Raw genomic sequence first — 20,566 nt, 5'->3', positions numbered from 1 at the left:
CCATGAACACGAACGAAACCACCGCGGGGCCCATGCCCGGCGCGGCCTTGCCGGCGAAGGTGCCGGCCCCCGTGGCGAAGCTGCCCGCGAAGCGCCCGGGCCCGAGCGGCCAGGCACGCCACGAAGACTCTCCCTTCGTGAAGGACCTGCGCGAGGCGATGCTGGTGCAGAAGACGCCGGGCAGCCTGGCGGTGCTGTACCTCATCGCGACGATCCTCGTGGTCGGCGGCGTGTGGGCGCACTTTGCCAAGGTGGAAGAGATCACGCAGGGCGAAGGCCGCGTGATTCCGGCCAGCCGCGAGCAGATCATCCAGAGCCTGGAAGGCGGCATCCTGGAAGAGATGAACGTGCACGAAGGCGACGTGGTCGAGCGCGGGCAGATCCTGCTCGAGATCGACCCGACGCGCGCGGGTGCGTCGTACCGCGAAGGGCTCTCGAAGGTGCAGGCGCTGAAGGGCTCCATTGCCCGGCTGCGCGCCGAGGCCTATGCGCAGCCGCTGGCGTTTCCGCCGGACGTGCAGGGCGTGGACTCGATCGTGCGCGACGAGACGCAGGCCTACAACGCACGCCGCCAGACGCTCAACGAAAGCGTGGGCGCGCTGAACCGCAGCCTGCAGCTGGCCGAGCGCGAGATCTCGCTGTCGGAGCCGCTGTCGGCGCGCGGCCTGATGTCGGAGGTGGAGGTCTTGCGCATGAAGCGCCAGGCCAACGAGTTCCGCCTGCAGATCGCCGAGCGCCAGAACAAGTACCGGGCCGAGGCCAACGCCGAGCTCACGCGCTTCGAGGGCGAGCTGGCGCAGGCCAAGGAGAACATGGGCGCGCGCGAGGACGTGATGAAGCGCACCACCATCAAGGCGCCTGTGAAGGGCACCGTGAAGAACATCCGCGTGAACACCATCGGCGGCGTGATCCAGCAGGGCGCGGACATCATGGAGATCGTGCCACTGGAAGACCAGCTGCTGGTGGAAGCCAAGATCAAACCCTCGGACGTGGCCTTCATCCGGCCGACGCTGCCGGCCACCGTGAAGATCTCGGCCTACGACTACGGCATCTACGGCGGCCTCACCGGCACGGTGGAGCACCTGAGCCCCGACACGCTGAAGGACGACGACAAGGCACGCCAGGGCGCGCGCGGCGACACCTCGTACTACCGCCTGCTGGTGCGCACGGACAAGGCCTCCTTGAGCGCGGGCGACAAGGAGTTCCCCATCATTCCCGGCATGACCGCCACGGTCGAGATCCGCACGGGCGAGAAATCAGTCCTGAGCTACCTGCTGAAGCCGGTGCTCAAGGCACGCGAAGCGTTCCGCGAACGCTGAGCAGGAGTCGAAGTCATCATGAAAACGAAGAAGAACAAATCCATGCAGCCGGGCATGTGCGCGCTGCTGTCGGTGTCGATGCTGCTGGGCGCCGGTGCGTCGGTGGCGCATGCGTCGCAGGACGAGGCGCCGGCGCTGAAGGTGGCGCGGCGGTTGGCTGTAGCGCCGGCCGTGGCGGTTGCGGTGGCGCCTGTGGCCATGCCTGCGCCGTTCGTGGCGGCATCGCCGCCGCCGTTCCAGATGCGCAAGGTGGCGGCGTCCGCCTCCTCGATGGGCCTCAGCGCCGACGCGGGCGAGCGCCTGCGCGCCTACCTCGACGAGAACGTGCGCAAGGCGCTCGAGCTCAGCGCCGAGGCGCGCGAGGCGCAGGCCAACTGGAAGGCGGCCGAGTACGACATCGACCAGGCCAAGGGCCAGCGGTGGCCGCAGGTGCAGGTGGGCGTGTCGTCGCCTTCCGCGACCTTCGGCGGCGGTGCCAACAGCGGCACGCGCAACGCGTCGGGCAACCTCGCGATCACCACGCCGGTGTACGACTGGGGGCGCCTGAGCGCCACCATCGACAGCCGCACCGAGACCTCGAAGGCGGCTTACCAGGCGGCGCAGCAGGTGCGCCAGAAGATCGCCTACGACACCGTGTCGGCGCTGCTCGAACAGCGGCGCCACCAGGCGGCGCTCGAGGCCAGCCAGGGCTATGTCAAGCGCATGGAAGAGCTGGTCGACATGCTGAGCCAGATCGTGCAGAGCGACCGCGGCCGCGCCAGCGAACTCACGCAGGCGCGCGCACGCCGCCTGCAGGCCGTGACCGGCCGCGACGCCATCGTGGCCAAGCTGCGCGAGGTGCAGGTCAACCTCGTGAAGCTGGTCGGCGAAGAGGTGCAGTGGCCGGCCGACCTGGCATGGGAGATCCGCCCGGTCGCGCTGCAGGACGCCCTGATTGCGGGCGCCGAGCATCCGGCCATGCAGCAGGCGCGGGCCGAGGCGAAGGCCGCGGGCCTGTATGCGGAGTCGGTGAAGGCCGGGCGCCTGCCGCAGCTGAACTGGGTGGTCGGCAAGAGCACGCAGGAAGATTCGGCGGGCAGCAAGCAGCCGTGGTCCACGGGCCTGTCGCTGCAGTGGAACGCGTTCCAGGGCGGCTCGGGGCGCGCGTCGGAACGCGCGGCCTTCGAGCGCGCGGCGGCCGGCGAGGAAAAGGCCGAGGCCTCGGCGCGCGACCTGGCCTACCGGCTGCGCACGTCCGCCGAGCAGCGCGACGCGGCGGCCAGCCGTGCCGGCGAGTACACCGAGCTGATCCAGGAGACCGACCGCGTGCGCAAGATCTTCTACGAGCAGTGGTACCACCTGGGCAAGCGCACGCTGCTGGACGTGCTCACCGCCGAGAGCGATCACTACAACAACCAGTCGGCCCAGGTGACGACGCGCTTCGACGCCGAGGCCGCCGACCTGCGCATGCGCGCCGACTCGGCCATGCTGCTGGACTGGCTGCGCGGCGCAAAGGTGCTCTGAGGGGCGCGAAAGGCGCGGCTTTTCGGAACAGTCCTATGTACGGGCCGTGCGGGCCTTCCTAGGATGGGTGAGCGCCGGGTTGCCTCAGTGGGCCCGCTGCCTTGTGCTGCATCGCATGCGGCATGAAGCGCGGGCGCAGCGGACGCGGCTTCATTCATTCTTTTGAGAATTTCGAGCACCCATGCCGGTCCTGATCACCGGGGTCGCGAACCGCGGCCCGAGCCCCCGAACGCATTGCCTCGGGCATGTTGTTGCCGCAGCGGACTGTGAAGGAGCTCCCGCATGAGCCGCTTCTTCGCCGCACCCTCGGAGCCCCTGGCGCGCCCCGCCCGCCGCATCGGCGTGCTCGGCCGTGCGCTGCGCGAGCGCGAGTACGCGCGGCGCGTGCTGCGCGCGCTGGGCGTGGCGCCGCTGGTGTTCACCAGCGTCGACGAACTCGAGGCACTGGGCGACCGCCTGAACCTGTTGTTCCTGGCCGATGTGCCCGAGGCGGCAGGCGAGGAGGCGCCGGACGTGCTGTCGTTGATGGGGACGAAGATCGTTCCGCTGGCGCAGGAGGCGCCCGCGCCCACGCGGCACCTGCGGGGGCGCCCGCCCGCGGCGGCACCGGCGTTCGACGACTTCTACCGCACCATCCTGCTGTCGCTCCGAACGCGCGGCCTGGCGTGCGCGATGCCAACGCCGCTCGTGTGGGGCGCCTACAGCTTCCAGCCGATGGACCGCAGCGTGAGCTTCCCGGGCCGCACGCAGCGCGTCGACCCGGTCACCTTCGACCTCGCGCTGGAGTTCTTCTTCAACGCCGAGCGCGTGCTGTCGATTCCGCGGCTGCGGCAGATGCTCAACCCCGTGCGCGGCGCGCGCAGGTTCTGGGGCAACGAACTCATCGGCACGCTGACGGACGTGATGGACGAGCTGCAGCTGCACGGCGCGCACGGCTGGCGCCTGGTGCACTGCGAGCCCGAGGCGTTCCGGCTGGACCGGGTGCCGGTGGGTGAGACCCCATTGCAGGCCTGAACGAAAAAAGCCCTAAGTCGTTGAAAACTTAGGGCTTTTTGAGCCATTCCGCCGGGGCGGGGAGGCTGTGTTGGTGGCTCTTCACGGACTCGAACCGCGGACCTGTGGATTATGATTCCATCGCTCTAACCGACTGAGCTAAAGAGCCGTCAGTGCAATTCAGCACCGAGCCCAAAATTATAGCCCAGGCTTTGGGCCCAGTTCAACTCCCGGCGTTTTCAGGTCGATTTTTCTGCAATCGAATGCGTCGGATCGCGTTTCGACTTAACCCCGATCGCCTCCGTGCGCCGTACAAGCTCGGGTGACAATCCTGCGATGTCTGCGCTGCCACGCGCCCCTTCTGCTGCTGCCCGCACCGCCACCGAGCGCGACGCCATGCCCGACGATCAGTTGATGCTGGCCTACGCCCACGGCGACGCCGCCGCCTTCGACGTGCTCTATGCGCGCCACGAAGGCGGCCTGTTCCGCTTCGTCAAGCGCCTGCTCGGCGCGCGGCTGGCCGCGCAGGCCGACGAGGTGTTCCAGGACACCTGGGTGCGGATCATCTCGGCGCGCGACAGCTTCTCGCCGCAGGGCGCCACCTGGCGCACCTGGGCCTTCACCATCGCGCACAACCTCGCGATGGACCGCCTGCGCGTGAGCGGACGCGAGGTGACGCTCGATGGCCACGCGGCGGACGACGACGGCGACGCGGTGCCCGCGCTCGACCGCGGCGTGCACGGGGCCACCGACCTGTCGGCGCACCCGTCGGCCGAAGAGTTGGCGTTCTGGCGCGCCGCCGGGCGTCGGCTGCTGGCTTGTCTCGACGAACTGCCGGCCGAGCAACGCGCGGCTTTTCTCTTGCACCATGAAGACGGCCTGACCGTCGACGCGCTCGCGGCCCGGCTGGAGATCGGCTTCGAGACCGTGCGCAGCCGCCTGCGCTACGGGCTGCAGAAGCTGCGCGGCTGCATGGAACGCTACCTGTCGGTGCTGGAGCAGCGCGCATGAGCACCGGCATGGACGACCACGACCTGCACGACGCCCGGCTGCGTCGCGCGCTGGACCACGCGCCCGATCGCGACGCCGTGCCCGCGGCCCACACGCGCGAGGCGATCCTGAAGATGGCGCACAACCTCGCCGCGGCCTCCGCGCCGGCGGCCGGCCCTGCGGTGCAGGCTGCGCCGTGGTGGCGACGCCTGTTCGGCGGCGGCAGTCCGCGTTCGCGCATGCCGTGGAACGCGGCCTTCGCGACCGTGCTCGTGGCGACCTTCGTCACCGTGCTGTGGCATCGCGAGCCGGTGCCCGACGCGCGGCTCGATGGCGAGGCGCAAGTGGCCGGGGCGCCCGCGCCGGCGTCGGCACCGCCTGCGCAATCGGCTGAGGCGCCGGCAGTCGCCGCGGCACCCGCGCCTGTCGCTGAACCGGCCGCAACGGCGGACATGACGCCGCCCGCTGCGCAGCGCAGCGAGGCGGCGCGCGATGCGAAGGAAACCCTCAAGCAGCGCGAGGTGCAGGAAACGCGTGAAGCGTCGCGGCGGCGCGAAGCCCCTGCTGCCGCATCGGTCCAGAAGGACGAAGCACGGACGATGGAAAAGGCGACGCCCGCGGCCCCAGTGGTGCAAGCCCCGGCGCCCGTGCCTGCGCCTGCACCCGCCGCACCGGCCATCGCGTCTGCGCCCATGCCGGCCGCGCCGCCCATGGCCGATGTCGGTCAGAGTCCGATGCCTTACGCAGCTGCACCGCCGGCGCCGGCCGTAGCACCTGCAGCGCCAGCGCCGATGCAGCGCGAGTCCGCAGAGACGGCGCCGTCGCTTGCCGCGCAAGGCGGTGCCAGCGCGAATGTCGCCGGCATGCAGCGTCGGGCCGCTCCTGTGCAAGCCGCACCGGCTCCGTCGGCCGCCGCCAAGGCGGCACCGCGCGCAGCCACCGAAGCTGTGGCGAGCGGCGGCTTCACGGCACTGGACCGCTGGACCGCGCTCGACATCACGCGCGCCGGCGCCACCACGCGCCAGGCGCGCGGCGACACCGAAGGCCTCGCGGCGCTGGTGAACACCGTGGCGCGCGCGGCCACCGTGTCGGGCGGGGAACTGGGTGCGCCGGTCGAGGCGCGCATCGAACTGCGGCGCGACGGCGCGTTGCTGGCCGTGCTCGAGATCGCGGGCGACCAGGTGCGGTGGACGCCGCAGCCGGGCGGCCCCGCCTCCATCGGCACGCCGCCGGCGCAGGCGCTCGAGGCGCTGCGCACGGCGCTGTCGCGAACCCGCTGACAGCAACCGCTGCTGCGGTCGCCGGGCCCGCGACGATCAGGCCTGATCAGGCGTTCTTGAAATCCGGTTGGCGCTTGGCCAGGAAGGCGTCCATGCCTTCCTTCTGGTCTTGCGTCGCGAACAGCGCGTGGAACAGGCGGCGTTCGAACATCACGCCGTCGCTCAGGCCGCTCTCGAAGGCGCGGTTGACCGATTCCTTGGCCGCCATCACGGCGATCTGCGAGAAGCCCGCGATGATCAGCGCGGCGCCCAGCGCTTCGTCGGCCAGCTTCTCGAACGGCACCACGCGGCTCACGAGGCCCGCGCGCTCGGCTTCGGCGGCGTCCATCATGCGGGCGGTGAGCGCCATGTCCATGGCCTTGCTCTTGCCCACTGCGCGCGGCAGGCGCTGCGTGCCGCCGGCGCCGGGGATCACGCCGATCTTGATCTCTGGCTGGCCGAACTTGGCGTTGTCGGCCGCGATGATGAAGTCGCACATCATCGCGAGTTCGCAGCCGCCGCCCAGCGCGAAGCCGCTCACGGCCGCGATCACCGGCTTGCGGATCGAGCGGATGGTTTCCCAGTTGCGCGTGATGTAGTCGCCCTTGTAGGTGTCGATGAAGCTGTACTTGGCCATCGCCGCGATGTCGGCGCCGGCCGCGAAGGCGCGCTCGCTGCCCGTGAGGATGATGCAGCCGATGGCGTCGTCGGCGTCGAAGGCCTTGAGCGCCTGGCCCAGCTCGGTCATCAGTGCGTCGTTCAGCGCATTGAGGGCCTTGGGGCGGTTGAGGGTGATGATGCCGACCTTGCCTGCTTCGGTCCGCACGTCGATGTTTTCGTAGCTCATGGTGTCGCTGTCTCCGGGGGAGGTGGGGAAAAAAACGCGTCCCACTATACCCAGCCAGGCTTCGGGCCCGCTGACGCGCGGGTGTTTCATTTGAGAATTATTCTCATCTAGAATGGCCGCCATGGACTTCCCGATGCAAGAACATGCCGTGTTGCTGCGGGCCTATGCCCGGGTGCAGGAGCGTTGCTCGCGCCTGCTGATGGAGCAGGCCGCCCGGGTCGAGCGGCTCGAGGCGCAGGTCGTGCGGTTGCGCGGCGCACTGGTGGCGCGCGACTCGGCGATTGCCATCGTGCGCGAGGAACTGGCGGCGCGCGCCGCCAAGGGCAGCGCCTTGCCCCAGCGCCTGCATGCGCTGCTGGCGCCGGGCGGCCGGCGTCACCATGCCTTGCCGCCAGGGCCGCAGGTGCCGGCCGACCTGCGGGCCAAGTCGGTGCTGTGCGTGGGCCGTTCGGAAGCGGCGCCCGAGGCGCCTTCGCTGGCGCGCCAGCTCGTGGAGATTGCCGGCGGCCATTACCTGCACCACGACGGCGGCGACGAGGCCGACGACCCCGCAGCGCTCGAAGCGGGCCTGCGCGCCGCCGATCTCGTGATCTGCCAGACGGGCTGCGTGAGCCACGGTGCCTACTGGCGCGTGCAGGACCACTGCCGCCGCACCGGCAAGCCCTGCGTGCTGGTGGGCGAGCCGCAGCCGATGCTGTTCGTGCGGCCGCCGCTGGCGGCGGCCGTCGATCACCCGGCCTGAACGGAAGAAATCAAGGCTTGGCTGCGAGCCAGGCCGTGATCTTGGCCGCGTCGTGCGAGAACAGCCGCCACGTGGTCGAGCCCGTCGGCAGCGTGAGCGGCAGGCGCAGCAGCCGGCGGTCGCGCGCGACGAGGGCGGTGCACTTGGTGGCATCGCCGAGGTACAGCGCCAGGTCGTCGAGCTTGGTGAGGCGCCAGGCCTGTGCAGGTTGCGCCGCGCCCTTGCGACCACCGACGGCCGGCAGCTCGATGCCGAGCCATTCGTCGTTGGCCGAGAAGCCCGCCTTCTCGGCGGCGCCGCCGCGCAGCACCACCTTGATCTGCACGCTGCCGCCGGTTTCGGCCACGCGCAGGCCGAGCGCCTGCGCGGGTTGCGACGGGTCGTCTAGCGTGGCCACGCCGTGGGCGCGCAGCAGGTCGGCCAGCGGGAGTTCGTCGGTCGAATGCACCCAGCGCGCGAGCTCGGGCGCATACGAGCGTCTGCCCACGGCTTCGAGTGCGGTTGCAATGTCGGCTTCGCTGATCGGGCCGCCGTTGCCTTGCGTCCAGAGGTGGCGCATCACGTCGTCGAGCGTGCCCTTGCCTTCCTGGCGCAGCGTGAGGTCGAAGCACAGCGCCACCAGCGCACCCTTGGTGTAGTAGCTGACGGTGCTGTTGGGCGTCTGCTCGTCCTGGCGGTAGTACTTGACCCAGGCGTCGAAGCTCGCGTCGGCCACCGGCTGCACCAGCCGGCCGGGCGTCTGCAGCACCTGGTTGATGGTCTTGTTGAGCAGGCGCAGGTAGGCCGCGTCGTCGATGCGGCCGGCGCGGCGCAGCAGCAGGTCGTCGTAGTAGCTCGTGAAGCCTTCGAAAAACCACAGCAGCTGCGTGTAGTTCTCGCGGCTGTAGTCGTAGCTGGCGAACTCCGCCGGGCGCATGCGCTTGACGTTCCAGGTGTGGAAGTACTCGTGGCTGATGAGGCCCAGCAGCGTGGTGTAGCCCTCGGGCTGCTTCTTCTTTTCGCCGCGCAGCGGCAGGTCGCGGCGGTTGCAGATGAGCGCGGTGGAATGGCGGTGCTCGAGCCCGCCGTAGCCGTCGTCCACCGCATTGAGCATGAACACGTAGCGGTCGATCGGCAGCTTGGGCCCGCCGCGCTTGCCGGCCTTGTCGCCGTGCCAGAAGCGGATCTCGGCTTCGCAGATGGCCTTGGTGTCGGCAATGAGGCGATCGCCGTCGAACGAGGCCGCGGCGCCCGCGATCACGAAGCGGTGCGGCACGCCGCAGGCGTCGAACTCAGCGCTCCAGAAGGCGCCCATCTCGACCGGGCTGTCGGCCAGTTCGTCGTAGCCGGCGGCGCGGTAGCTGCCGAAGCCGTGCTTGTCGGCCTTCGTCGGCACGAGCGCGGTGGCGCACGACCAGCGCGCGGCGTCGGCCGGCAGCGTGGGCGGAACGATCTCCAGCGCATGCGGCGCCTCGGTCTGGCCTTCGACGCGCAGGCACACGCTGGTGCCGTTGAAGAAGCCGCGCGTGGCGTCGAGCCATGCGGTGCGCACCGAGTTGTCGTAGGCGCACACCTGGTAGTGCAGCACCAGCGGCTGGCCTGGCACGCAATCGATCTGCCAGCTGCATTTGTCGAGCTGCGTCAGCACCGGCTTGCGGCGGCCCTGCGTGGCGCGCAGGCCCTGCAGGTTCTTGGCGAACTCGCGCACGAGGTAGCTGCCGGGAATCCACACCGGCAGCGCCACGCGCTGCTGCGCGGCGGGCGCGGCGATGGTCAGCGTGACGGCGAACAGGCGCGCATGCAGGTCGGCGCACTCGACGCGGCAATGCACGGCGGGCGTGGCGGTTGCAGCCGCGGCTGCGCGCCGGGAAGCGGAGGTCGTCGCCATCGGATCAGTTGGCGGCGGCGAGCTGCTTCTCGACCTGCTCGGCGGGAATGGCGCCCGGGACGCGGCTGCCGTCGGTGAAGATCAGCGTGGGCGTGCCGGTGATGTTGTACTTGCGGCCGAACTCCACGTTGCGCTCCAGCGCCGTCACGTTGCAGCTGGTGGCTGCGGCGGCGGGCTTGACGTTGCCTTCCATCCAGTCGGCCCAGGCCTTGCCCGGGTCCTTGCTGCACCAGATGTCGCGCGACTTGGCGGTCGAATCGGGGCCGAGCACGGGGTACAGGAACATGTAGACGGTCACGTTGTCGACCTTCTTCATGTCTTTTTCGAAGCGCTTGCAGTAGCCGCAGTTCGGGTCTTCGAAGACCGCGACCTTGCGCTTGCCGTTGCCGCGCACGATCTTGATCGCGTCCTTCAGCGGCAGCTTGTCGAAGGCGACGGCGGTGAGCTTCTCGACGCGCTCTTCGGTGAGGTTGCGGCGGGTCTTGGCGTCGATCAGGCTGCCCTGCAGCAGGTAGCCGCCTTGCTCGTCGGTGTACAGGATCTGGCTGCCGTTGACGCGCACTTCGTACAGGCCCGGCACGGGCGTCTTGGTGACTTCCTCGATGGGCGGCAGCTGCGGAATGTGCGTCGGCAGGTTCTTGCGGATCTCGGCCTCGCCCGCGCCGGCGGTGGAGAGCGTGAGCAGCGCGCAAGCGGCGACGAGAAGGTGGCGGACGAAGGTCATCGGGAAGGTTTCGGGAAAAAGGTGGAGGGCTGGCGGCGGCGTCAGGCGATCAGGCCTTCAGGCCCATGGCTTGTGCGGTGATCCAGTGCTTCACGAAGCGCGTGCGGTCGAAACCGCGCATGCCCCAGTTGCGCAACGCAGGGAGTGGACCCAGGTTGTGCGAGAAAAGTTGCTGCAATCCGTCGGTGGCCAGGCTCATCTGCAGCACGTCGGCGCGGCGGGCGCGTTCGTAGCGGCGCAGCAGGCGGGCGTCGCCCACGCTGCGCCAGTAGTCGCGGGTGCGGATCACGTCGGCCAGCGCGGCCGCGTCGGCCAGGCCGAGGTTCAGGCCCTGGCCCGCCAGCGGATGCACCGTGTGCGCGGCGTCGCCCGCGAGCACCCACGATTGGGTGGGCTGGCCGGGCATCGTGCCGGACCAGCGGTCGGCGATGGCGCGCGACAGCGGCCACACGGCGCGTTCGCTCGTGAGCCGCAGCGAGCCCAGCTCGCCGTGGCTGGCTTCGCTCACGGCGGCGCTGAATTCGTCGACGCCCTGCGCGACCAGCTCGGGCACGCGCAGCTGGTCGACCGACCACACCAGCGCCAGCGTCTTGCCGTGCACGCCGCCCAGCGGCAGCAGGGCGAACACCTCGCCGCGGTCGTTGAACCACTGGCGCGCGATGCCGTCGTGCGTGTGCGCGGCCTCGAGCCGCGCGGCAATGGCGTGCTGTGGGTAGCGCGTGACCTCGTAGCTCACGCCCAGCGCGGCGCGCGAGGCGCTGGCCTTGCCTTCGCAGACCACCGTGAGCGGCGCGACCACGGGCTCGGTCACCACGTCGATCAGGGGCTGGAAGCGCACCGCGTCGGCCAGCTGCTGTTCGAGCGCGGGCACGTCGACGATCCAGGCCAGCGCCTCGACCTTCTGGCGCGCGGCGCTGAACTGCACGCGGCCGCCGTCGTCGCCGTGGACCTGCATCTCGTGCACCGGCGTGGCATGGGCCGTGTCGGGCCAGGCGCGCAGCGATTCGAGCATGGTGCGGGACGCCGCGTTGAGCGCGTACGCCCGGATGTCTTCCTTGCCCGCAGGGGCCGGCGGCACCACCAGCGCGACACGCACGCGTTCGCGCGCCAGCAGCAGCGCCAGCGTGCGGCCGACGATGCCGGCACCGCGGATACAAACTTCGGGAGAAAGAGCCATCGGATGATTGTAGGAGTTGCCTCGCGCGCGGGCGCCGATACCCGTTCATGCGGGAGAATGGCCAGCGATTTCAAAGGAACCCCCACCGTGTCGCAGCCGCCCGCTTTCGATCTCCAGGCCACCATCGCCCGCCTGTTCGTGTACCCCGTCAAGTCGTGCGCCGGCGTCGAGCTCGACGAGATGCTGCTCACCGAAACCGGCCTGGAGTTCGACCGCGCCTGGATGGTGGTCGATGCGCAGGGCGAGTTCGTCACCCAGCGGCAGCTGCCGCGCATGGCACTCATCCAGCCGCAGATGAAGCACACCGAGGTCGTGCTGCGCGCGCCCGGCATGCTGGCGCTGCACCTGGCCTTCGACCGTGTCGAGCAGCCGGTGCGCGTGCGCGTGTGGAAGGACGAAGTCGCGGCCTACGACATGGGCGACATCGCCGCCCAGTGGTTCAGCGACTTTCTTTCGGAGCCCGGCAAGCCGCAGACGCTGCGCCTGGTGCGCTTCGACCCCGAGCACCAGCGCCTGTCGAGCCTGAAGTGGACCGACGGCGTCGAGGCGCTGAACCAGTTCGCCGACGGCTTCCCGCTGCTGGTGGCCAGCGAAGGCTCGATCGCCGAACTCAACGAGCGCCTGGCGGCGGCCGGCCACGGCCCGGTCGGCATCGAGCGCTTCCGCCCGAACATCGTGCTGGCCGGCATCGAGTCGCACGACGAAGACCGGGTCGACGCGCTGCACGTCACCACCGGCGAAGGCGAGGCCGAGCTGCGCCCGGTCAAGCCCTGCACGCGCTGCCCCATTCCCGACATCGACCCGGCCACCGCGCTCAGCAGCCCGGAGGTCGGCGACGTGCTGCGCACCTACCGCGCCGACGCGCGCGTGGATGGCGGCATCACCTTCGGCATGAACTGCATCGTGGTGCAGGGCGTGGAGCACATGCTCAAGGTGGGGCAGGTGGTGGGGGCGAACTACCGCTTCGAGTAAGGGGCGATCAGAACGCCACGCCCGCGACCAGGATGATGTTCGCGTAGGGCGTGCATTCGCCCGTGCGCACGACGGCCTTGGCGCGCGCGCTCACGCGCTTCAGTTCTTCGTGCGATATGACCTGCGGCACCACGCTCAGCTGGCCTTCGCACCACGCGGGCAGCGTGCCGGCAGGCAAGTGCTCCAGCGCTTCGCGCGCCATGAGTGCGCTTTCCACCTGCATCTCCGACAGCACCGCCTTCAGCACATCGCTGATCCCCGGCACACCACGTGCCACGGCCAGGTCGATGCGGCGCGGGCCGTCGGGAATCGGCAGGCCGGCGTCGCCGATCACCAGCATGTCGCCGTGGCCCAGCGAGGCGATCACGTGGGAGAGTTCGGCGTGCAGCAGGGGAGAGCGTTTCACAGCGTGATCCAGTCGGGAGGCAGGGGGCTGCGCAGCACGGCGTCGCGCAGCGGAATGGAGGGTTGGGCGCCGGGCTGCTGGATGCACAGCGCGGCGGCGCGGATGCCCAGGCGCACGGCCTCGTCGAAGGACTGGCCTTCGCCCAGCGCCACGGCGAGCGCGCCCAGGAAGGTGTCGCCGGCGGCGGTGGTGTCGACGGCCTGCACCTTCGGCGCGGGATGGTGGCGCGCGCCGTCGGCGTCGACCGCCACGGCGCCGCGCGAACCCAAGGTCACGACCACGCGGGCGATGCCGCGCGCGCGCAGCGCCTGGCCGGCCTGCGCTGCTTCTTCGGGACTGTCGGCGTTCTGGCCCGACAGGGTCTGCGCCTCGATCTCGTTGACCACCAGCGTGTCGATGCGGGGCCAGAGCGCCTCGGCGATGGCTTGCACCGGCGAGGGGTTGAGCATCACCGCGCAGCCCGCGTTGTGCGCGGCGTTGATGGCGCGTGCCACCTGGTCCATCGGGGTTTCGAACTGCGCGACGAGGAAGGCCGCGCCCTGCACCTGCTGCGTCAGCGAGGCTTCGTCGATGGCGACGCGCGCGTTGGCGCCGGGAATCATCACGATGCGGTTCTGGCCGCTGTCTTCCACGAGGATCAGCGCCGTGCCGGTCGGCTCGCCCGCCACGGTGCGCAGCGCGGCGGTGTCGATGCCGTCGCGCGCGAGCGCATCGCGCAGGGCCGTGCCATGCGCGTCGTCGCCCACGCAGCCGATCATCTGCACCTGCGCGCCTTCGCGCGCGCAGCTCACGGCCTGGTTGGCGCCCTTGCCGCCGGGAATGGCGTCGATGGAGCGGCCCAGCAGGGTTTCGCCCGCGGCCGGCGCGTGCGGCACGCGCAGCACGATGTCCATGTTCAGGCTGCCGAGCACCACGATGCGCGGTGGCGTGGAGGAAGAAAGAGGCTGAAGGCTCACGAGGTGCGGGACTTGGAAGGTGTGGCGGTGGTGGTGGAAGGAGCGGGCGTCACGCCGGCTTCGCGAAAGCCCGCGTGGCGCGCGGTCGAGGCGCGCACGCGCAGCTCGGGCTGCAGCACGACCTTGCGCGCGTCGCGGCGCTTGCCGCCCATGCGCTCCAGCAGCATGTCGACCGCCAGCGCGCCGATGCGCTCCTTGGGCTGGGCCACGGTGGTGAGCGGCGGGCTGGTGTAGGCCGACAGTTCGATGTCGTCGAAGCCCACGATGGAGAGTTCGTCGGGCACGCGCACGCCGCTTTCATGCGCGGCGCGCAGCGCGCCGATGGCCATCAGGTCGTTGCACACGAACACGGCCGAGGGCTTCTGCTCGGTGCGCAGGATGGCGTGCATCGCCTCGTAGCCGCCCTGGCTGGTGAAGCCGCCGCGCCACAGCAACGCGTCGGCGTTCGGCGCGGAGCCGGTTTCCGCCAGCGCCATGCGCCAGCCTTCGATGCGCTGCTCGCTCGACGTCACGCCCAGCGGCCCGCCGATGCAGGCGATGCGCTTGTGGCCCAGCGACAGCAGGTGCCGCACGGCGAGCAGGCCGCCTTGCATGTGGGCGGTTTCCACCAGGTCGCAGGCGGGGTCGGCGATCTCGCGGTCGACCAGCACCGTGGGAATGCGCAGGCCGCGCAACTGGGTGGCGAGCGAGTCGTCTTCGTCGGCGCCGGTCGACACCACGATGAGCCCGTCGATGCGGCGCTCGGCCAGCACTTGCAGGTACACGCTCTGGCGCCGGGGCTCGTCGTCGGTGTTGCACAGCACCAGCGTGTAGCCGGCGCCGAAGCAGCGGTCTTCCACGATGCGCACGATCTCGGCGAAGTAGGGGTTCGAGCTGTTGGGAATGAGCATGCCCAGCGTCGAGGTGGTGTTGCTCTTGAGGCTGCGCGCCATCGCGTTGGGCACGTAGCCCAGCTCGCGGATCGCCAGCTCGACGCGCTCGCGCACCTTGGCGCTCACGTGGCGCGTGTCGTTGACGACGTGCGACACGGTGGTGACGGAAACGCCCGCCTGGAGTGCGACGTCCTTGATGGTGGCCATGGTTGTCCTTGTTCCTGTGGAAGCTCAGGCCAGCCGGCGTTCGGCCCGGCGCTGGCGCAGGGTGTCGATGATGACGGCCACCACGATCACCGCGCCCGTGATGATGCGCTTGCTCGGTTCGCTCGCGCCCACCTGCGCCAGGCCGGCCTCGAGCACGGCGATGATCAGCACGCCGAAGAAGGTGTTGACCACCGAGCCGCGCCCGCCCATGAGGCTGGTGCCGCCGATGACCACGGCCGCGATCACCTGCAGCTCGATGCCCACGCCCGCGTTCGGGTCGGCCGCTTCGAGGCGGGCCGACTGCATCAGGCCCGCGAGCCCGGCCAAGAGGCCGGTCACGGCGAACACGATGATGCGGATCGGCCGCGGGTCGATGCCCGCCAGGCGCATGGCTTCCTCGTTGGTGCCGATGCCCACGACATGACGGCCGAACACGGAGCGCGTGAGCACCAGCTGCCCCACGGCCACCAGCACCACGGCGAGCACGAAGGCGGCCGAGATGCCGCCGATCCACGGCGCGGCCAGGCCCGAGATGGCGTCGCCCACGTACTGCGTGCGCGAGTCGGTGACCAGGTAGGCGCCGCCGCGCACGGCCTCGAGCATGCCCAGTGAGACGATGAAGCTCGGCAGCCGCCAGGCGACCGACACCGCGCCCGTCACCGTGCCGCAGATCAGGCCGGTGGCCAGGCCGAGCATGGCGGCCAGCGGCACCGAGAGCTTCCATTCGAGGATGGCGGCGGCCGTGACGGCCGCACTGAGTGCGAGCACCGAGCCCACCGAGAGGTCGATGCCCGCGATGATCAGCACGAAGGTCATGCCCACCGCCATCACGGCCAGCGCCGGGATTTCGTTGGCGATGGAGATGAAGGTCTCGCGCGTGAGGAAGTATTCGCTCATCGAGCCGAAGAGCGCAATCATGCCCAGCAGCACGACCGTGAGGCCGAGGTAGGTGCCGAGCTGGCCCTTGAGTGCGGACGGCGGCTTGCCGGCGGCGGCGGAAGCAGGAGAAGAGGGAGAGGCTGCGTTCATGGTCGTCAGGCGTCGGCGGAAGTCGGGGCGGATGCGGAAGGGGCGGAATCCGCCGGGGAACCGGGCACGCGGCCCGTGGCGTCGCTGAAGGCGGCGGCGAGCAGCGACTGTTCGCTCCACTCGCCGCGCTCGAACACCGCGACCAGCCGGCCGGCGCTCATCACGCCGATGCGGTCGCACATGGCCATCAGCTCGCGCAGGTCGCTGGACACCATCAGGAGCGCCTTGCCGGCGTCGGTCATGCGGTCGAGTTCGGCGTACAGGTCGGCGCGCGCGCCCACGTCCACGCCGCGCGTGGGTTCGTCCAGCAGCAGCACCCTGCATTCGCGGTGCAGCCAGCGGGCGAACACCACCTTCTGCTGGTTGCCGCCGCTGAGCGTCGATACGGGTTGTTCGATGCTGCGCGAGCGGATGCGCAGCAGCTCGACCAGCCGGCGGGCAATCTGGCGCTCCTTGGTGCGGCGCAGCCAGCCGGCGTGCGAGATCGCGCCCAGGTCGCTCAGCGTGGCGTTGACGCGGATCGGCTGCGACAGCAGCAGGCCCTGCGACTTGCGGTCTTCGGTGACGAGGCCGATGCCCGCGCGAATGGCCTGCATCGGCGAGCGCCAGCCCTTGCGCGCATGTTGCACGGGCTGCGCGGCCGGCGTGCCGTCGTGCAGCACGACCTCGCCGCGGTCGGCGCGGTCGGCACCGAACAGCAGCCGCACGAGCTCGGTGCGGCCCGAGCCGACCAGGCCGGCCAGGCCCATGACTTCGCCCGCGCGCAGTTCGAGATCGACGTCGCGCACCACCTGCGCCCGGCCGATGCCGCGCGCGCTCAGCAGCACCGGGCCCGCCACGCGGCGCGCGCGGCCTTCGTGCTCGTGCACCGCGCGCCCGACCATGCGCTGCACCAGTTCGGATTCGCGCACGCCGGCCATGGCGCGCACGTCGACCAGCTTGCCGTCGCGCAGCACCGCCACGCGGTCGGCGATGCGCTGCAGCTCTTCGAGGCGGTGCGACACGTAGACGATCGCCACGCCGCGCAGCTTCAGCAGCTCGATCTGCTCGAACAGGTGGGCGGTTTCGCGCGGCGTGAGCATGGCGGTGGGCTCGTCGAGCACCAGCACGCGCGTGTCGTCCTGCAGGTTGCGCGCAATCTCCACCATCTGCTGCTGGCCGATGCCCAGCCGCGCCACCGGCGTGGCCGGGTCGATGCCGTCCAGGCCGATCTTGGCGAGCTGGCGCTCGGCCAGCTCGTGCAGCGTGGCGCGGCGGATCCAGCCGCTCTTGTGCGGCAGGCGGTCGAGCAGCAGGTTCTCGGCCACCGACAGCGTGGTGACGAGGCCGAGTTCCTGCATGACCATGCGCACGCCCAGGCGCTCGGCATCGCGGCGCGAGGCTGGCGCGAAGGGCTGGCCATCGAGCAGCATGCCGCCGCGCGTGGGCTGCACCAGCCCGCAGACGATCTTCGACAGCGTGCTCTTGCCCGCGCCGTTCTCGCCCGTGAGCGCCAGCACCTCACCGGCGCGCAGCTCGAGCGAAACCCCGTCGAGCACCGGCGCCGCGTAGTCCTTGCCGACCGTGCTCAGGGCGAGCACGGCGGTGGGTAAGGGCGGATTCATGGCGGCGTCGGGTGCGGCGGTCAAAACGAGGTCTTCTTCTTTTTAGAGGGGAGCGGAATGGCTTACTTCGACGACTTGGTGACGAGCACCACGTCGGTCTTCACTTCAGCCGGCATTTCCGATTGCTTCTTCTTGTCGGCGATGGCCTTCAGCGCGGTCTCGATGCCGAACACGGCCTGCTTGGCGGCGAACTGGTCGGCGGTGGCGAGCACGCGGCCGTCCTTCAGCATCGGCTTGATGGCGCCGATGTTGTCGTAGCCCACCACCAGCACCTTGCCGGTCTTGCCCGCGGCCTTGACGGCGGCCAGGGCGCCCAGCGCCATGCTGTCGTTGCCGGCCAGCAGGGCCTTCAGGTCGGGGTGCTCGCGCATCATGCCGGCGGCCACGGTGTTGCCCTTGTCGATTTCCCACTGGCCCGACTGCACGCCGACCACGGTCATGCCGCCGGCCTTCATGGCGTCCTGGTAGCCCAGCGTGCGCTGCTGCGCATTGAAGGTGGTCGACACGCCTTCGATGATGCCGACCTTGTCGCCCGACTTCAGCTCCTTGGCCAGCGCGTCGCCCACCAGCTTGGCGCCGGCGCGGTTGTCGGGGCCGACGAAGGGCACCTGGATACCCTTTTCCTTCAGGGCGTCGGCGTCCAGCCGGTTGTCGATGTTCACGACCAGGATGCCCTTGTCGATGGCCGCCTTGATCACCGGCACCAGCGCCTTCGAATCGGCCGGCGCGATGACCAGCGCGTTGATCTTCTGCGCCACCATCTGCTCGACCATCTTGATCTGGGCGGCGGTGTCGGTCTCGTCCTTGATGCCGTTGGCCACCAGCGTGTACTGCGCGGCGTTGGCCTTCTGGTGCGCCTTGGCGCCGTCTTCCATGGTGCGGAAGAACTCGTTGGCCAGCGACTTCATGACCAGCGCGACCTTCGGCTTGTCCTGCGCGAAGGCGGGCGTTCCGGCGATGGCGCCCAGCAAGGTCAGTGCGGCAGCGCTTTGCAGGGTACGGCGGGTGAACTTCATGGTGGATGTCTCCTGAAATAAGGGGTCAGAGCGGAACGCCGGTCTGTGCCGGGGGCCCCGATGTTAATCGAGGGAAACGTTTGCGCAAACGTTTGCCAGTCGGGTCAAACCCTGAGCCTTTCAGCCCTCGAAGCCGCTGCCAGAGGGCTTTCTGGCGGAGTCGAGCGCCTTGGAAAAGGGCGCGCCGGCGTGGCGGGAAGGGCGCCTGGCCCGGGGGAGAACCCGGTCAGCCTAAAATCGGGGGTTACCCAAGAGGACCTCCCATGAGTTTGCAATGCGGCATCGTCGGCCTGCCCAACGTCGGTAAATCCACCCTTTTCAATGCGTTGACCAAGGCCGGCATCGCAGCGGAAAACTATCCGTTCTGCACCATCGAGCCCAACGTGGGCGTGGTGGAAGTGCCCGATCCGCGGCTCGACCAGCTGAGCGAGATCGTCAAGCCCGAGCGCGTGGTGCCCGCCATCGTCGAGTTCGTCGACATCGCCGGCCTGGTGGCCGGTGCCAGCACTGGCGAAGGCCTGGGCAACAAGTTCCTGGCGCACATCCGCGAGACCGACGCCACCGTGAACGTGGTGCGCTGCTTCGACGACGAAAACGTGATCCACGTGGCCGGCAAGGTCGACCCGATCTCCGACATCGAAGTGATCCAGACCGAACTCTGCCTGGCAGACCTGGCCACGGTCGAGAAGGCGCTGCACCGCCACACCAAGGTCGCCCGCTCGGGCGACAAGGACGCGCAGAAGCTCGTCGGCCTGCTCGAACGCTGCCAGGCCGCGCTGAACGAGAACACGCCCGTGCGCGCGCTCGAGTTCACGAAGGAAGAGCTGCCGCTGGTGAAGAGCTTCACGCTCATCACCGCCAAGCCCGCCATGTTCGTGGGCAACGTGTCGGAAGACGGCTTCGAGAACAACCCCTACCTCGATCGCCTGCGCGAGTACGCCGCCAAGCAGGGCGCGCCCGTGGTCGCCATCTGCGCCAAGATCGAAGCCGATTTGGCCGAGATGGACGACGAAGACAAGAAGATGTTCCTCGCCGAAATCGGCCAGGAAGAGCCGGGCCTGAACCGCCTGATCCGCGCCGCCTTCAAGCTGCTGGGCCTGCAGACCTACTTCACCGCCGGCGTGAAGGAAGTGCGCGCCTGGACCATCCACATCGGCGACACCGGCCCGCAGGCGGCCGGCGTGATCCACGGCGACTTCGAGAAGGGCTACATCCGCGCCCAGACCATCGCGTTCGACGACTACATCGCCTTCAAGGGCGAGCAGGGCGCGAAGGACGCGGGGAAGATGCGGTCGGAAGGCAAGGAATACGTCGTGAAGGATGGCGACGTGATGAACTTCCTGTTCAGTTCCTGAGCGCGCATCTCCTGCTTTGATGAGCCATCCCAAGATCGTCATCATTGCGGGACCGAACGGTGCGGGCAAGACCACTTTCGCCCGCGCCTTCCTTCCTCAGGAAGCGCAAATCTCGCGTTTCATCAATGCCGATCTGATCGCGGCCGGCTTGTCGCCTTTCGCACCGGAGGCTGAAGCCCTCAAGGCTGGGCGATTGATGCTGGCGGAGATCGCGGAGTGCGCCCGTCGCCGAGAGAGCTTCGCTTTCGAGACGACCTTGTCGGGACTGGGCTATCTGCGCCACATCGATGCGTGGAGAAAGTCGGGCTACCACGTGAGCCTTTTCTTTCTGGCCCTTCCGACGGCAGAATTTGCCGTGGCACGCGTCGCCGAGCGTGTCCGGCAGGGCGGGCATCACATTCCCGAAGATGTGATTCGTCGCCGATTCGAGGCGGGGCGTCGAAATTTCGACGACCTCTATCGCGTCGCGGTGGACGCGTGGGCGCTGTACGACAACGCCGGCGAAGAGCCGGATCTCATCGAATGGGGAGAAGCACCATGACCCGTGAACAGCTCATGCAAGCCAAGGACAAGGACCTGGCCGCTTCGCTGATCGCGATCCGGCGCGCCGCGCGGGCTGCGCGCGAGGCCGCGGTGCGTACCAACACCGCCATCGTGGTTCAGCGGGGCCAGAAGTCGGTCCGCATCACGGCGGAAGAGCTTCGCAAGGCCGGCGTCAAGTAAGTCAC

The 20,566-nt window shown here is 69.6% G+C and carries 20 protein-coding genes and 1 tRNA gene; 10 read left to right on the top strand and 11 right to left on the bottom strand.

Annotated elements, in window-relative coordinates; all coding sequences use genetic code 11:
* The first annotated feature begins 2 nt into the window (after positions 1 to 2).
* The 3 genes from AC57B8_RS18840 (at position 3) to AC57B8_RS18830 (ending at position 3,836) form a co-directional block, all read left to right on the top strand.
* Positions 3 to 1,319 (top strand): HlyD family type I secretion periplasmic adaptor subunit, encoded by a 1,317-nt coding sequence (locus AC57B8_RS18840; protein WP_496480403.1) that lies wholly within the window; start codon positions 3 to 5, stop codon positions 1,317 to 1,319.
* A gap of 18 nt (positions 1,320 to 1,337) precedes the next feature.
* Entirely contained in the window at positions 1,338 to 2,822 is a 1,485-nt protein-coding gene (locus AC57B8_RS18835) for a TolC family protein (RefSeq protein ID WP_496480402.1), read from the top strand.
* Between the two features lie 282 nt (positions 2,823 to 3,104).
* Positions 3,105 to 3,836: a hypothetical protein gene (locus AC57B8_RS18830; protein ID WP_496480401.1), complete on the top strand. Its 732-nt coding sequence runs from the start codon at positions 3,105 to 3,107 to the stop codon at positions 3,834 to 3,836.
* A gap of 71 nt (positions 3,837 to 3,907) precedes the next feature.
* Here the strand turns inward: AC57B8_RS18830 and AC57B8_RS18825 are convergent.
* A tRNA-Met gene (locus AC57B8_RS18825) sits at positions 3,908 to 3,984 on the bottom strand.
* A 167-nt stretch (positions 3,985 to 4,151) separates the two neighbouring features.
* Here AC57B8_RS18825 and AC57B8_RS18820 point away from each other — a divergent pair.
* A complete protein-coding gene (locus AC57B8_RS18820) occupies positions 4,152 to 4,826 on the top strand; it encodes a sigma-70 family RNA polymerase sigma factor (protein WP_496480400.1) in 675 nt (224 codons plus the stop codon).
* Positions 4,823 to 6,085: a hypothetical protein gene (locus tag AC57B8_RS18815; protein ID WP_496480399.1), complete on the top strand. Its 1,263-nt coding sequence runs from the start codon at positions 4,823 to 4,825 to the stop codon at positions 6,083 to 6,085. Before AC57B8_RS18820 ends, AC57B8_RS18815 begins: the two co-directional genes overlap by 4 nt.
* Positions 6,086 to 6,131: 46 nt before the next feature.
* Here the strand turns inward: AC57B8_RS18815 and AC57B8_RS18810 are convergent, their stop codons facing one another.
* Entirely contained in the window at positions 6,132 to 6,911 is a 780-nt protein-coding gene (locus tag AC57B8_RS18810; RefSeq protein ID WP_062481985.1) for an enoyl-CoA hydratase, read from the bottom strand.
* 133 nt (positions 6,912 to 7,044) lie between these two features.
* Between AC57B8_RS18810 and AC57B8_RS18805 the strand changes: the two genes are divergently transcribed.
* Entirely contained in the window at positions 7,045 to 7,653 is a 609-nt protein-coding gene (locus tag AC57B8_RS18805) for a DUF2325 domain-containing protein (RefSeq protein ID WP_493195720.1), read from the top strand.
* Between the two features lie 10 nt (positions 7,654 to 7,663).
* On the opposite strand, the gene AC57B8_RS18800 is transcribed toward AC57B8_RS18805, so the two are convergent.
* The 3 genes from AC57B8_RS18800 to AC57B8_RS18790 are packed head-to-tail and all read right to left on the bottom strand — an operon-like array spanning position 7,664 to position 11,421.
* Complete coding sequence (locus tag AC57B8_RS18800) at positions 7,664 to 9,520, bottom strand: M61 family metallopeptidase (RefSeq protein ID WP_496480398.1); 1,857 nt, start codon at positions 9,518 to 9,520, stop codon at positions 7,664 to 7,666.
* 4 nt (positions 9,521 to 9,524) lie between these two features.
* Positions 9,525 to 10,244 (bottom strand): DsbC family protein, encoded by a 720-nt coding sequence (locus AC57B8_RS18795; RefSeq protein WP_070062774.1) that lies wholly within the window; start codon positions 10,242 to 10,244, stop codon positions 9,525 to 9,527.
* 49 nt (positions 10,245 to 10,293) lie between these two features.
* Entirely contained in the window at positions 10,294 to 11,421 is a 1,128-nt protein-coding gene (locus AC57B8_RS18790; protein ID WP_496480397.1) for an FAD-dependent monooxygenase, read from the bottom strand.
* 57 nt (positions 11,422 to 11,478) lie between these two features.
* Between AC57B8_RS18790 and AC57B8_RS18785 the strand changes: the two genes are divergently transcribed.
* Positions 11,479 to 12,393, top strand: coding sequence for an MOSC domain-containing protein (locus AC57B8_RS18785; RefSeq protein ID WP_496480396.1), 915 nt, complete (start codon positions 11,479 to 11,481; stop codon positions 12,391 to 12,393).
* Positions 12,394 to 12,400: 7 nt separating this feature from the next.
* On the opposite strand, the gene rbsD is transcribed toward AC57B8_RS18785, so the two are convergent.
* From rbsD to AC57B8_RS18755, 6 genes are all read right to left on the bottom strand, one after another.
* A complete protein-coding gene (gene rbsD, locus AC57B8_RS18780) occupies positions 12,401 to 12,799 on the bottom strand; it encodes a D-ribose pyranase (protein WP_496480395.1) in 399 nt (132 codons plus the stop codon).
* Positions 12,796 to 13,755: a ribokinase gene (rbsK, locus tag AC57B8_RS18775; protein WP_496480394.1), complete on the bottom strand. Its 960-nt coding sequence runs from the start codon at positions 13,753 to 13,755 to the stop codon at positions 12,796 to 12,798. The genes rbsD and rbsK overlap by 4 nt, the downstream gene beginning before the upstream one ends.
* A complete protein-coding gene (locus AC57B8_RS18770) occupies positions 13,752 to 14,834 on the bottom strand; it encodes a LacI family DNA-binding transcriptional regulator (protein WP_496480393.1) in 1,083 nt (360 codons plus the stop codon). Before AC57B8_RS18770 ends, rbsK begins: the two co-directional genes overlap by 4 nt.
* 24 nt (positions 14,835 to 14,858) lie before the next feature.
* Positions 14,859 to 15,863: an ABC transporter permease gene (locus AC57B8_RS18765; RefSeq protein ID WP_496480392.1), complete on the bottom strand. Its 1,005-nt coding sequence runs from the start codon at positions 15,861 to 15,863 to the stop codon at positions 14,859 to 14,861.
* A 5-nt stretch (positions 15,864 to 15,868) separates the two neighbouring features.
* Positions 15,869 to 17,467, bottom strand: coding sequence for a sugar ABC transporter ATP-binding protein (locus AC57B8_RS18760; protein WP_496480545.1), 1,599 nt, complete (start codon positions 17,465 to 17,467; stop codon positions 15,869 to 15,871).
* 62 nt (positions 17,468 to 17,529) lie between these two features.
* The gene (locus AC57B8_RS18755; RefSeq protein ID WP_496480391.1) at positions 17,530 to 18,483 is read right to left on the bottom strand and encodes a sugar ABC transporter substrate-binding protein; all 954 of its coding nucleotides are present in this window, start codon (positions 18,481 to 18,483) and stop codon (positions 17,530 to 17,532) included.
* Positions 18,484 to 18,746: 263 nt separating this feature from the next.
* Here AC57B8_RS18755 and ychF point away from each other — a divergent pair, with 263 nt between their 5' ends.
* From ychF to AC57B8_RS18740, 3 genes are read left to right on the top strand one after another with little or no spacing between them, the layout of a single operon-like run.
* Positions 18,747 to 19,838 carry a redox-regulated ATPase YchF gene (ychF, locus tag AC57B8_RS18750; RefSeq protein ID WP_062479140.1) on the top strand — a complete coding sequence of 364 codons (1,092 nt, stop codon included), beginning with the start codon at positions 18,747 to 18,749 and terminating at the stop codon, positions 19,836 to 19,838.
* A 19-nt stretch (positions 19,839 to 19,857) separates the two neighbouring features.
* Complete coding sequence (locus AC57B8_RS18745; protein ID WP_496480390.1) at positions 19,858 to 20,379, top strand: ATPase; 522 nt, start codon at positions 19,858 to 19,860, stop codon at positions 20,377 to 20,379.
* On the top strand, positions 20,376 to 20,561 hold the full coding sequence (locus AC57B8_RS18740; RefSeq protein WP_496480389.1) for a hypothetical protein: 186 nt from the start codon (positions 20,376 to 20,378) through the stop codon (positions 20,559 to 20,561). The genes AC57B8_RS18745 and AC57B8_RS18740 overlap by 4 nt, the downstream gene beginning before the upstream one ends.
* Positions 20,562 to 20,566: the final 5 nt, after the last annotated feature.

This window comes from Variovorax sp. BGA-UO-ETr-C22, assembly GCF_059567965.1.
This window is presented reverse-complemented; position numbering and strand designations above follow the sequence as displayed.

Excerpts from the sequence above, each read along its gene's own strand:
- AC57B8_RS18840 (WP_496480403.1), top strand. The coding sequence starts at position 3 with ATGAACACGAACGAAACCACCGCGGGGCCCATGCCCGGCGCGGCCTTG.
- AC57B8_RS18835 (WP_496480402.1), top strand. The coding sequence starts at position 1,338 with ATGAAAACGAAGAAGAACAAATCCATGCAGCCGGGCATGTGCGCGCTG.
- AC57B8_RS18830 (WP_496480401.1), top strand. The coding sequence starts at position 3,105 with ATGAGCCGCTTCTTCGCCGCACCCTCGGAGCCCCTGGCGCGCCCCGCC.
- AC57B8_RS18820 (WP_496480400.1), top strand. The coding sequence starts at position 4,152 with ATGTCTGCGCTGCCACGCGCCCCTTCTGCTGCTGCCCGCACCGCCACC.
- AC57B8_RS18815 (WP_496480399.1), top strand. The coding sequence starts at position 4,823 with ATGAGCACCGGCATGGACGACCACGACCTGCACGACGCCCGGCTGCGT.
- AC57B8_RS18810 (WP_062481985.1), bottom strand. The coding sequence starts at position 6,911 with ATGAGCTACGAAAACATCGACGTGCGGACCGAAGCAGGCAAGGTCGGC.
- AC57B8_RS18805 (WP_493195720.1), top strand. The coding sequence starts at position 7,045 with ATGCAAGAACATGCCGTGTTGCTGCGGGCCTATGCCCGGGTGCAGGAG.
- AC57B8_RS18800 (WP_496480398.1), bottom strand. The coding sequence starts at position 9,520 with ATGGCGACGACCTCCGCTTCCCGGCGCGCAGCCGCGGCTGCAACCGCC.
- AC57B8_RS18795 (WP_070062774.1), bottom strand. The coding sequence starts at position 10,244 with ATGACCTTCGTCCGCCACCTTCTCGTCGCCGCTTGCGCGCTGCTCACG.
- AC57B8_RS18790 (WP_496480397.1), bottom strand. The coding sequence starts at position 11,421 with ATGGCTCTTTCTCCCGAAGTTTGTATCCGCGGTGCCGGCATCGTCGGC.
- AC57B8_RS18785 (WP_496480396.1), top strand. The coding sequence starts at position 11,479 with ATGGCCAGCGATTTCAAAGGAACCCCCACCGTGTCGCAGCCGCCCGCT.
- AC57B8_RS18770 (WP_496480393.1), bottom strand. The coding sequence starts at position 14,834 with ATGGCCACCATCAAGGACGTCGCACTCCAGGCGGGCGTTTCCGTCACC.
- AC57B8_RS18765 (WP_496480392.1), bottom strand. The coding sequence starts at position 15,863 with ATGAACGCAGCCTCTCCCTCTTCTCCTGCTTCCGCCGCCGCCGGCAAG.
- AC57B8_RS18760 (WP_496480545.1), bottom strand. The coding sequence starts at position 17,467 with ATGAATCCGCCCTTACCCACCGCCGTGCTCGCCCTGAGCACGGTCGGC.
- AC57B8_RS18755 (WP_496480391.1), bottom strand. The coding sequence starts at position 18,483 with ATGAAGTTCACCCGCCGTACCCTGCAAAGCGCTGCCGCACTGACCTTG.
- ychF (WP_062479140.1), top strand. The coding sequence starts at position 18,747 with ATGAGTTTGCAATGCGGCATCGTCGGCCTGCCCAACGTCGGTAAATCC.
- AC57B8_RS18745 (WP_496480390.1), top strand. The coding sequence starts at position 19,858 with ATGAGCCATCCCAAGATCGTCATCATTGCGGGACCGAACGGTGCGGGC.
- AC57B8_RS18740 (WP_496480389.1), top strand. The coding sequence starts at position 20,376 with ATGACCCGTGAACAGCTCATGCAAGCCAAGGACAAGGACCTGGCCGCT.